Source organism: Anaeromassilibacillus sp. An172, from assembly GCF_002160515.1.
GTDB lineage: Bacteria > Bacillota > Clostridia > Oscillospirales > Acutalibacteraceae > Limousia > Limousia pullorum.
Genome location: NZ_NFKS01000007.1, coordinates 44,431 through 56,114, shown reverse-complemented (window position 1 = coordinate 56,114; position 11,684 = coordinate 44,431). Strand labels below are relative to the sequence as shown.

Genomic DNA, 11,684 nt, shown 5'->3' with positions numbered 1-11,684 from the left:
ATATGAAATGTTATTTGATATATTATTTTGCAAAGAAAACCGCTCTCTGCGAAAAGGCTTTGAAAACAGAGCTTTCCGGATGCGGCGTCAGCATAATGAAAATCCTCGGTGCGGCAGATCCTGAGTATCTGGGAAATATGATGACCGACGGACTTAATCACTGCAATATCGTAATAACGGTGGGAGGACTTAACTCATCCGGTGATATTTCACTTGAGAAAACCCTTTCGTCGGCAGTTGAAAAAGCCGGCGGCACAATGGACGATGTTCAGAAGCTGCCTTACGGAAAAAATCACGAGAAATTCGGATATATAATCGAAAGGGGAAGCCAGTGTATTGTGGCTCTTCCCGATAGCCCGGAGGGAATTTCCGAACTTTTTGACCAGCCGCTGTCGAAATATTTCGAGGAAAAAGTAAAAAACGCAGAAAATAAAAAAGCTTAATAAAAAACGGGATACACAATGGAGGTATCCCGTTTTTGTTGTATTATATAATCAAAGGATATTTCAGGTTCAAATAAATTAAAAAGAAAAGTTAAATGTAAGCAGCCTATTTCAAAATTAAGGAAAAGACCTCGCCCGACCTGTGCAGGTGTTAATCTTTTATTTCCTCCCTTTGCAGGTCGGAAATAAAAGATGTGACATGAATGTAAGAAATTGAGGGGGAAATGTAAGGGAGTTCTATGGCGTTTGGGTTTTGTTTTCTGTTACAATATAGACACAGAAAAAAAAGAAAACCAACTGTAAGCGAGCCGTTCCAAAGATTTAGGAAAGGTTTCGCCCGACGGAAAACAAAAGCTAATTTCAAACTTGACCTTTCTATGCCGGAGATAAAAAACGAAAATAGAAAAGTCAACTATGAGCGAGCCATTCCAAAAGTTAAGGAAAAGGTTTCGCCCGACGGAAAACAGAAGCTAATTTCCAGCTTATCCTTTCTCCGTCGGAAATAAAATATAAAGGAGGATATATGAATGAGTATTTTGGAGGTCAGCGGACTTAGAAAGGTATATACAACACGACTGGGCGGAAATAGAGTTGAAGCCCTTAGAAACGTAAACTTTTCCGTAGAAAACGGAGAATATGTGGCAATTATGGGTGAGTCCGGTTCAGGTAAAACTACATTGCTCAATATCCTTGCGGCTTTGGATAAGCCTACATCAGGAGTTGTTGTGCTGGACGGTCAGAATTTGGCAAAGATAAAGGAATCACAGGTGGCAACGTTCAGACGTGATAATCTGGGCTTTGTGTTTCAGGATTTTAACCTGCTTGATACATTTTCTTTGGAGGATAATATTTATCTTCCGCTGGTGCTTGCGGGCAGACCCTATAGGGAAATGAAAGAAAGACTTGACCCTATAGCTCAAAGACTGGGAATTACCGAGCTTTTGAAAAAATATCCTTACGAGGTGTCAGGCGGTCAGAAACAGCGTGCGGCGGTGGCAAGAGCATTGATTACAAACCCAAAGCTGATTTTGGCAGACGAACCTACAGGAGCCTTGGACTCAAAGTCAACAGATGAGCTTTTGGAGCTGTTCGGAGAGATAAATAAGTACGGACAGACAATTTTAATGGTTACACATTCAGTAAAGGCGGCAAGCCATGCCGGACGTGTTATGTTCATAAAGGACGGAGAGGTGTTCCACCAGATTTATAGAGCGAATAACACAATACAGCAGTTCTATCAGAAGATTTCAGATACACTTACTATGCTTGCAACAGGCGGTGACAGAAGATGAAAAAAGGAATTTATTCACGCCTTGCCCTTACAGGCATAAAGAAAAATAAAAAGCTTTATATACCATATATTTTAACCTGCATAGGTATGGTTATGATGTTCTATATTATAACCTTTCTTTCAAGCAGTGATATGATGATGAACTACCCCGGCGGAGAAACTATGAGAGGTATTCTCGGCTTTGGAGTGTATGTAATTGGATTTTTTGCAGTGATTTTCCTTTTTTATACCAACTCTTTTCTTGTACGAAGAAGAAAAAAGGAATTTGGTCTGTATAATATTTTGGGAATGGGCAAAAGAAATATCGCCCGTGTAATGCTTTGGGAAACATTGTTTATAGGTGCTTTTTCAATAGCTGTGGGAATGGCTTTGGGAGTTTTGTTTTCAAAGCTTGCAGAGCTTGTTATGGTAAACATAATGAGCATGGATGTAACCTTTGGCGTGACCATTGATTATAAAGCTATTTATTACACTGTGGTTTTGTTTGCGGTTATATTCTTTTTAATACTTTTAAATTCCCTCAGACAGGTTCATCTTTCAAACCCTATAGCCTTGCTTCACAGTGAAAATGCGGGAGAAAAACCGCCTAAAGCAAACTGGTTCTTTGCGGTTTTGGGAGTTTTGATTTTGGGATGCGCCTACTATCTTGCAGTTACAATTAAAGACCCTGTAACAACACTTGCGGCGTTCTTCTTTGCGGTTATTATGGTAATCATCGCCACTTACCTTATATTTATTTCCGGTTCTGTGGCATTTTGTAAGATTTTGCAGAAAAAGAAAAATTACTACTATAAGACAAACCATTTTGTATCCGTTTCATCCATGAGCTATAGAATGAAGAGAAACGGAGCCGGTCTCGCTTCAATATGCATACTCTGTACCATGGTTTTGGTTATGATATCCTCTACAGTGTGCCTTTATTTGGGAAAAGAGGATTCATTAAGGGAGAGATATCCCAGAAATATAAATATAACTATGACATCTCAGATATATTCAGATTTGATTTCACAGGACGCTAACAGCATTGCAAAAATGAGCATTGAAACAGCGGAAAATATGGGATATAGTCCCGAAAACTTTCTGGATTATTCAACCCTTGCCTTTGTAAGCTATATCAGAAACGGAGAGATTGTCTTCGACGACGGAGAAAGCGGCTTTGATTACGCAACAGGGGATTTGTGGCAGATATTCATGGTTCCCCTTGAGGACTACAACAGAATAACAGGCTCAAAGGAAACACTTGAGAATAACGAGGTGCTTATAAGCACAAGCAAGGATATGAATTACGGCTATGATACTGTAAGCATAAAGGGACAGGAGCCTTTGAATATAAAGACAAAAGGTACCAATTTTGAAAACAACGGCGTGGATACAATGCAGATTATTCCGGCTCTGTATATCTTTGTGCCTGACCTTGGCGTTCAGATTGAAAGAATTTCACAGACAAACGCTGAGGCGCTGGAAACGGTAAGCAGATTCATAGGCTTTGATTTAAACGCCTCAGACACAGAGCAGGTTCAGGTCTACGACGCAATAAGCGATAATTTGAGAAATTCGGAAATCGAAAATCCCGACAGCAGCCTTGTTGTATCGGTGGAAAGCGCCTCAAATGAAAAGCAGTCTTTCTATGGACTGTTCGGCGGATTGTTCTTCCTTGGAATAATACTTGGTATAGTGTTCATATTTGCGGCGGTGCTTATTATGTATTACAAGCAGATTTCCGAGGGCTATGAGGACCAGTCCAGATTTGAGATAATGCAAAAGGTGGGCATGACTAAAAGAGAAATCAAAAAGAGCATAAACTCACAGATGCTCACAGTATTCTTTATGCCCCTTATCGCCTCAGGGGTACATCTCGCCTTTGCGTTCCCGATGATTTACAAAATGCTTATACTTTTCGGACTTGTAAATAAAGTCTTTTTGATAATGGTGACGGTGGGATGTTTCCTTTTGTTTGCACTGCTTTATATGCTGGTGTATAAAATCACCTCGAGAGCCTATTATTCAATAGTCAGCGGAGGAAAGGAAAAATAATAAACCGGAGGTGACAACAGTGGAGGGAGAAATAACTTGCCAAGCTGGAGAAATATATAAGGTACATGAAAAAAAGAAAGAAAAAGGCATCGTGAAAAAAGCAATAAGCAGGGTAATAACCTGTACAGGGGTGGGTATAATTCTCCTTTTGGCTGTGCCTATAGCGGTTTGTGCAATGATGATAGCCGCTGTCTGGTGGACTACAGATAAAATAGTTTCGGCGATAAACAGCGGCGATGATTTTTAAACAGCTTTCACCTACATTACTCTATAAATAAAAAGCAAAAGCTCTGTGAACCGACATAGGTTTCACAGAGCTTTCGCTTTTAAGGATGAGTTAACATGTTTTCTGAGATTTTTTAAGTAAAACCGCTCCAAGGGCGGTGAGAATTATAATTCCCAAAAGGGATAGAATAAGCTGTAAATTGTTGAAAAACAGCTTGTTTGCGGAGAGTATCGACACCATGCTGAAATTGTCAAGGATTTTAAAATCAATCATTGAAAGAATAGCAGGCGCTCCGAAAATTGCAAGATTTAAAAGCACGGAAATTATCTGAGATTTTAAAAGAGAGGAAATACCTAAGATAATAACCGTAAGGCCTATAACGCCCAAAAGTCTTATAAGATACAGAATTATCATATATACCATTATGGGAAGTGACATAAAGCTTTCGGAAAGCACCATAAGGTTTTGACTTTGGCTCATAAGACTATCAAAGCCGTACATTCTCAGGCAGTAGATAAAGTCCGGCGCAAAAGCCAAAACACACATGATTACGGAGAGCATAAGACAGGCTTTAACCTTTGTGCTTACAGTTTTTCCCTTGCCTTTAAGGGTGGTTGTTAAAATCTGGTTCATTCCTGTGGCTTTTTCCATGGGGAAAAGGCTTGTAACCGATATTGCTATAAACAAAATCAAAAAACAGGCGGAAGCTGACGCTGTTTTTGAGTCCGGATTAAATAGGTATGCATAACCGGAATAGGGGACAAACTCCGCATTTTCTCCCTGGGCTTCAAGCTCCTGCAAATGATAGGCAAGGGGGAGAAGCTTGCTTTCAATGCTGTATGCCTTTGTCCTTGCTGTGAAATTGTCATGGCTCAAGGCGGCGTTTTCCTCGTACTCGGATTGCAGATAATTTAGTTTTTCCTCTGTGTATTCGCCCTTTAATGTTTCTATGTAGCTTATTTCGCACTGCTCGTAGGCGGTTAGAGTGTCTTTTTGCGGGTAGCTTAGAAACTGCACCGCTATAAAAACAGCGAAAATAATAATTGCCCCGTTGCTTACAAAAAGCTTGAAACATTCGTAACTGAAAATCCCTGAGGAATATTTTTTCCTGTGGGGAGAGGGCAGTCGGGAGAAGATTTTCAGCTTGCCCTTTTCCTTTTTGGATTTTACAAATATCAAAACGCTTATTATGGGCAGAACCAGTGCAAGTACCGCCATAATTATAAGTGAAATGGTAAGCACGTCCATGGGGACTGAAAAGATGTTGAGGTTTACCTCACCGCAGAACAGTGAGGTTCCGGAAAGGAAGTTTCCCAAGTTCAAAAAATGAAGCTGTGCCATCGGTGAGGTTACGGGAATTACAAAGTAGAGAACATAGTTTATTGCAAGAATTATTCCCGTAAAGCCGTAGGCGGCGATGCTGTTGGCGAAAATTACAGAAAATATTATTGCTATTGACGCCACAATAAAAAATGCAAAGGCTTTTACAATCCATAAAAGAATGAAATACTGCCAGATGTTTATTTTTACTGTGCTTGCGGCAAAGCCGGGCAGGGATTGGACAGGCCTTGAAAGGTCGCCCAAGCCGTATACAACAGCGGAGTACAGCAGATTGACGGAAAGAAAGATAAGGGAAAGAAAAAAGCACATTATAAGCACTGCGAATATTTTAGCAAGTATAACCTGCTTCCTGCCTTTTCTTGTGGTTCTGATAACAGGCATTATGCCCTGCTGGTGTTCCTTTATAAGAAGCTCGCCCACAATCAAAAGGAGAATAAACACTGTTATAATGTCCCCGGTAAAAAGTCCCGTGGCGGCGGTTATGCCGTGGGTTTTGTCAAAGGACACAGGCGTTCCGTGGAGGCTTTGAAAGTCCTCTGCCATTTTTATGGCGTTGTTGTAGGCAAAGGAGCCTTTTTCTCCGAAGATTGAAACAGAGGTCTTTTTCAAGGCGTTTTCCTCTGAGTCCGTGAGGAAATTTTCGTAGTTTTGTATAAACAAAGCTTCCTCGTAAAGCTCATTTAGAAAATCTCTCTCGTCGTAAAGATTTTCGTCGTAGCCGGTTTCCGGGTCGTTTATTTTTTCCTGTATGACGTCTATTTTATTTTTAAGAAATGAAACCCTTTCGGATGTGTTCAGATTTTCCATTTCCGCAAAAACACTGCGGTAATTCTGGGGTGTGAAATAGGGATTTTCCTGAGTTTCAAGGCTTTCGGTGTAGTAGAAAATAAAAAGATTTATACCCAAAGCCATAATAAGCAGTAAAGCGATTTTTCCGGTGAGAATTTTTTTAAGTTCCCATAAAATCATTTTTTCTCACCTCTGTCGTTGAACATATACAGGTAAACATCCTCAAGTGTGGGAGGGAGAACGGAAAGTCTGGGGGCTTTGGGTTTCTTGTCGGAAACCACTCTTACCCATACCGTGTCCTTTTCGTCACGCCTTAAATTTCCCACCACGAAAAGCTTTTCAATAAAGGGAATGTCCTTCTCCCTTGCGGGAAATTCAAAAACCTTGCCCTCTGCTGTTTTAAGCCATTTTGACGGTGGCAGACAGCCGTAACACACGCCGCTTTTCAGCATAACCACCTTTTTGGCGATAAATTCAATATCAGGCACAACATGTGTGGCGATTATTACAATTCGGTCAAAGGCGATTTCCGAAATTAAATTTCTTATTCTTATGCGCTCCTTGGGGTCAAGTCCTGCGGTGGGTTCGTCGAAGATAAGTATTTTCGGGTCGCCCAAAATCGCCTGAGTTATTAAAACTCTCTGCTTCATTCCGCCGGAAAAGCCCCCAAGCTTTTTGTCCAAAACGTCATAGAGATTAACTTTTTTTGCCGCCTGTTCCACCGTTTTGGGGATTTCCCTTTTCGGGATACCCTTTAAAGCGCACATGTACCACAAAAAACGCCTTGCGGTAAAGTTGTCGTATATTCCCTGCTGCTGGGGCATATAGCCTAAAAGTGAGCGGTATTGGTCGCCCATTTTTAAAATGGGTGTGGAATCCCAAAAAACCTCGCCCTTTGTGGGGCTTATGTTGTCGGTGATAATTTTCATCATTGTGGATTTTCCCGAGCCGTTGGGCCCTAAAAGTCCGTATATGCCCGGCTTGAAGGTGAGGGAAAAATTGTCAAGGGCTTTTTTCTCACCGTACTGCTTTGTTATGTTTTTTAGTTTAAGCTCCATATAACCGCCCTCCTTTTATATAGTTTTTGCTATTGTTAATCCTCCCAGCTGTAAAAAGCAAAGGGTTCGCTTTGAGGATTGTTTTTATCTATTAAAACGTAGCTTTGTCCTGTTATAGTGTAAGAATTTTCACCTGTCGGAACTTTTTTGTCGGTTCTTGTGCCTATATAGCCGCTGTCCGTCAGGCAGTAAATAACCAAATCCTCACTGCCGCCGGTTATGGCGTCTGCCTCGCTTTCGGAGAAGCCACGCTGTTTTTTCTCAAATTCGTCCTTGCCGATGGTTTTTTCTTCCTGAGTTTTAAGGTCAACAGTAAAATATCTATCGGGAACAAAGGACTGCGTAGCTTCATAAACAGTGTAGGTGTAAGCATATAAGTAGTTTTCATCGGCAAAAACAGGAAGTGCAGCCGCTTTATTTTCGTAAAGCACTTTGGTTTCTCCTGTTTCTATATTATATTTATATGTTCTGTAGGTTCTCTGTTCTTCGTACTCTTTGAATTTTTTACTGTATTCTTCAAAGTCTAATTCGTTTGGAATACTACCGTAAATCTCATTGCTTAGCTCCTTGTCAAGATATGAGGTAAAATATATTATTTCAGAGTCGCAGACACTTACAATGTCTAATGTTCCTTGTTCCATATGGTCAATAATAGTGGCTTCCTTGCCGGTTTTTAAATTTGCGCCGTATATTCCATAATAGGATTCACCTGTGTTGAAGTTTGAGACCTCTGTTACATAGTATATATAATCTCCGGAAACCAAAGGTCTCATTGGATCTATATAAAATCCCTCTTCGGAAAGTTCTTTTCCCAGAGTTACGGTTTCTTTGTGGTTTGTAAAGTCTATATCCGACTCAATTAGGGTGTAAAGGGAGTCTTCATCGTTTAAGGTGTAGATTTTGCCGCCGGATACATTGTAACTATAGGCTGAGCCTATATATCCGTGACAGCTTTTGCCGGAATGTTGACAGTCTTTTTTGTCGCACAATACTACAGTTTTTTTTGAAGCGGCATCAAAATATTGGAGTATACCGTTTTTGTCTACGAAAAATACACCTTCCTTATAGACTTTAAAGCCGGTTGCAGTGTGGCTAACCCACTGCAGCGGCTGCTGTGTTTCTTCATTGCCGGAGCAGGCTGTAAATAAGGACATCAATAAAACAAGACACATAATCAGTGAAAGTTTTCTAAGCTTCATAAAATCACCCCGTTAGCAATATTGGCTCTGCGTTTTTTATTCGCAGAGCCAATATTTTAATAAAATTTTATTTTCAGAAAGAGCTAAACCTGCTCTGAAATACGGTCTATAATCTCCTGAATACCCAGCTCCTCAAGGCGCTGTGCAATTTCCGCCATTCCTTTTTCTACGCTTTCATCTGTAAGCTTTCCGTTTTCATCGGCTAAAACTCCGTTTTCGTCGAAAAAGCTTTCACTTATCTCAATTATATAGCTGTCAATGGCTTCCTTTTTCTCCTCAAGCCCTGTAAGGTCTATATAGGAAATATTGTCATAGGGCTTTGCGATTTCTACAGTTTCAAGATAAGGCGTAACTCTGTCTCCGCTTTCGTCCGCAGGATAATAGGCGTCAGACCACTCATTTACATCCATATCCTGGCAAACATTTATTGTATACAGGGCGTTTACATCATGCTTTCCAAAAAGCTTCTTTACCTCATCGTCACATACAAGGTCATAGAGAAGCTGCGCCGCTTCATCTTTGTGCTGTGTTTTTGAGGATATAGCCATACCTGTAAGAACGGTTTCCTGCATATTGTCCGGTGGGTAATAGCCGTATGTTCCGGTTGGTGATGGTGTTACATACATAGAGCCAAAGGCTGCGATAGTATTTTTGCTGGTGGAAGATATAGAGACATTTACTTTTGCAGACGTAACTGTTTCAGTCATATACCCGGCGTTTTTATATCTCGCCATAGCCTTTATAAATTCAACCATATACGGGTCGGAAAACAGGTTGAATACCCTTGGAGAGTTTTCCTTTGTGACTCCTACTCCCGAAACCAGATATTTGTATTTATTGCAATGAGTAGAGATAACCTTTACAATATAATTTTCAACCGAATAAGTCTTAAAATGAGCAGGAATAGTGTCATATGCAAACAAAGCTTCATATTCGTTGGCTTCATAGAGCTTTTGGAAGAGGGCGTCCGCCTGGGTTATATCCACCATGTAGTCTTCCTCCGTGAGATTGGCTTTTTCAAAAAGCTCTTTGTCTATGGCAAAGCCGCCGTCTGTGCTGAAAGGTATAATAACTCCGAAAGAGGTGGGTATTATATAGAGCTTGCCTTTATATCTTCCGGAATCCAGGTTTTCATCTATGAGGTATTCTTTCTTTACGTCCTCGTACTGCTCCTCCGTCCATAAATCCTCAGGGGAATAAAGACATTGGTTTTCAAGAAGCTGGGGGATTCCCTGAACAGAAGTGCTGTTGCTTACAATACCGTTGTCAACATAAAAAACATCAAAATCGTCAATCAGCTTGCTGTAATTTGTAAAGTTCCCATCTTCGTCAAAATATTCTTGGTAACGAACTGTTGAAAAATCAAGACGATAGGGCTTTTGAAGCTCCTCGAGCTTTGCATTTATATCGTCCTCGTATTCTTCAAGCTCTGTGCCTATTGAAAAAGTGAGTCTTACGCTGAGAGTGACCGGTTTGTCTTCATTGTTACAGCCTGAAAACAAAGAAACAACAATAACCATACAAAGCAAAGCGGAAATTAGTTTTTTAAACCTCATAAAATCACCTTCTTGTTTAAGGCTTATAAATCATAATAATCAAAGAGATAGCTGTAGTTACCATATGTAGTAAAAGCAGAATCTACACTTTTGCTTGTGACATAGTGCTGTCCCACAGCTCCGTCAATACTACCCATTCCGCCATTTACATTACCACTGCGGAGGTACACTTCAGCATAACTACCTCCGGTAGAATAGCCTTTATAATCTGTATATTTACCAATACTTCCTTCTGCCTTATTGCCGGTAGCATATACGGTGACACCTGTAAATCCGTTTCCACCCGAAGTACGGCTTGTTGTTCCTTTTGCATAAATATTTGAAGTGCTAAGTCCCAACTGAAGCTCACCGTAGTAGTGTATTCCATCATATTATAAACACCTGTTGTTTGGTATGAATGGACATTTTTTATAAATCTAAATTTAACAACAGCACATCGGACTCCCCTCCTAAAATAGTTTACTGTAAATTGCATATAAAAATAATCAACTTATTTAAAATTTATTATGGTAAGAGTATAACATATTAAAAATATAATTGCAAGCTTTTTGCGTGATTTTTAAAAAATTTTTAAAGTTATTTTTCAAAAGTATAGAAAACAAAAGGCTCATTTTGAGGATTGTTTTTATCTATTAAAACATAGCTTTGCTTTGTTATAAGGTAAGAATTTTCACCTGTCGGAACTTTTTTGTCGGTTCTTGTGCCTATATAGCCGCTGTCTACAAGGCAGTAAATGCTTATATTCTCATTGCCGCCGGTTATGGTTTCCTTTTCTCTGTCGGTATATCCTCTAAAGGCTTTGTAATACTCATCCTCAGTAACGGTTTTTTCTTCCTGTGTTTTCTGGTCAACAGTGAAATATTTGTCGGCAGCAAAGCTTGTTTCTTCAATGGTATAGTTCATACAATACAAGGAGTTTTCATTTGCGAAAAGGGGGAGCGTTGTTGTTTTGTTTTCGTAAAATACTGTTGTTTCCCTTGTCTCTATATTGTACCTGTATACGCTGTAGGTTCTTTGTTCTTCGATTTCTTTAAATTTTTTATTCCACTGTTCCCAGTCTATAGTCTCCTGCTCAATTCCGTAAATCTGATTGCTAAGCTCTTCGTCAAGATAAGAGGTAAAATAGATTATCTCAGGGCCGCAGACGCTGACAATATTCAGGTCGCTTGAGCTTTTTTGGCGGTCAGCTATTGTGGTTTCTTTTCCGGTTTTTATGTTTATACCGTAAATTCCGTAATAGGAGTCGCCTGTATCAAAGTTTGTAACCTGCGCTAAATAGTAAAGATAATCGCCGGAAACCAAAAAGCTGTCTGCTGATATATAATATCCCTGTTCTGTCAAGGCTTTGCCTAAGGATACGGTTTCTCTGTGATTTGTGTAATCTATATTTGACTCAATAAGAGTGTCAAAGGAATCATTGCTATTTAAGGTGTAGATATGCTCACCGGAAACCACGTAACCTCTGGATGAACCTATATATCCGTGACAGCTTGAGCCGGAGTGCTGACAGTCCTTTTTATCGCACAATATGACGTTTTCCTTTGAAGAGGCGTCGAAGTAGTGGAGAATAGTGTTATTGTCGGTGAAAAATACACCGTCTTTGTAGACTTTAAAGCCTGTTGTGCTGTAGCTTTCCCATTCTGTCGTCTGTGTTTTCTCATTTTTGGAGCAGGCTGTAAATGCGTAAAGCAATAAAGCAAGACATATAATCAATGATAGTTTTTTAACTTTCATAAAATCACTTCCT

At 40.0% G+C, this 11,684-nt stretch carries 10 protein-coding genes; 4 read left to right on the top strand and 6 right to left on the bottom strand.

The window, feature by feature from the left end; genetic code table 11:
* Positions 1–2 precede the first annotated feature (2 nt).
* The 4 genes from B5F08_RS04915 (at position 3) to B5F08_RS04895 (ending at position 4,015) form a co-directional block, all read left to right on the top strand.
* Complete coding sequence (locus tag B5F08_RS04915; protein ID WP_087376966.1) at positions 3–443, top strand: hypothetical protein; 441 nt, start codon at positions 3–5, stop codon at positions 441–443.
* Between the two features lie 527 nt (positions 444–970).
* Positions 971–1,735 (top strand): ABC transporter ATP-binding protein, encoded by a 765-nt coding sequence (locus B5F08_RS04905; RefSeq protein ID WP_087376962.1) that lies wholly within the window; start codon positions 971–973, stop codon positions 1,733–1,735.
* Entirely contained in the window at positions 1,732–3,768 is a 2,037-nt protein-coding gene (locus B5F08_RS04900; RefSeq protein WP_087376960.1) for an ABC transporter permease, read from the top strand. The genes B5F08_RS04905 and B5F08_RS04900 overlap by 4 nt, the downstream gene beginning before the upstream one ends.
* A gap of 19 nt (positions 3,769–3,787) precedes the next feature.
* Positions 3,788–4,015, top strand: a complete 228-nt coding sequence (locus B5F08_RS04895) for a hypothetical protein (RefSeq protein ID WP_087376958.1) — start codon at positions 3,788–3,790, stop codon at positions 4,013–4,015.
* Between the two features lie 90 nt (positions 4,016–4,105).
* Here the strand turns inward: B5F08_RS04895 and B5F08_RS04890 are convergent, their stop codons facing one another.
* The 6 genes from B5F08_RS04890 to B5F08_RS04865 form a co-directional block, all read right to left on the bottom strand.
* Entirely contained in the window at positions 4,106–6,304 is a 2,199-nt protein-coding gene (locus B5F08_RS04890) for a hypothetical protein (protein WP_087376956.1), read from the bottom strand.
* Positions 6,301–7,182 carry an ABC transporter ATP-binding protein gene (locus tag B5F08_RS04885; RefSeq protein ID WP_087376954.1) on the bottom strand — a complete coding sequence of 294 codons (882 nt, stop codon included), beginning with the start codon at positions 7,180–7,182 and terminating at the stop codon, positions 6,301–6,303. The genes B5F08_RS04890 and B5F08_RS04885 overlap by 4 nt, the downstream gene beginning before the upstream one ends.
* A gap of 35 nt (positions 7,183–7,217) precedes the next feature.
* Positions 7,218–8,381, bottom strand: coding sequence for a hypothetical protein (locus B5F08_RS04880; protein ID WP_087376952.1), 1,164 nt, complete (start codon positions 8,379–8,381; stop codon positions 7,218–7,220).
* Positions 8,382–8,464: 83 nt separating this feature from the next.
* Positions 8,465–9,937 (bottom strand): extracellular solute-binding protein, encoded by a 1,473-nt coding sequence (locus B5F08_RS04875; protein ID WP_087376950.1) that lies wholly within the window; start codon positions 9,935–9,937, stop codon positions 8,465–8,467.
* Between the two features lie 23 nt (positions 9,938–9,960).
* Positions 9,961–10,275, bottom strand: a complete 315-nt coding sequence (locus B5F08_RS04870) for a hypothetical protein (RefSeq protein WP_087376948.1) — start codon at positions 10,273–10,275, stop codon at positions 9,961–9,963.
* 238 nt (positions 10,276–10,513) lie between these two features.
* A complete protein-coding gene (locus B5F08_RS04865) occupies positions 10,514–11,671 on the bottom strand; it encodes a hypothetical protein (RefSeq protein WP_087376946.1) in 1,158 nt (385 codons plus the stop codon).
* Between the last annotated feature and the right edge of the window lie 13 nt (positions 11,672–11,684).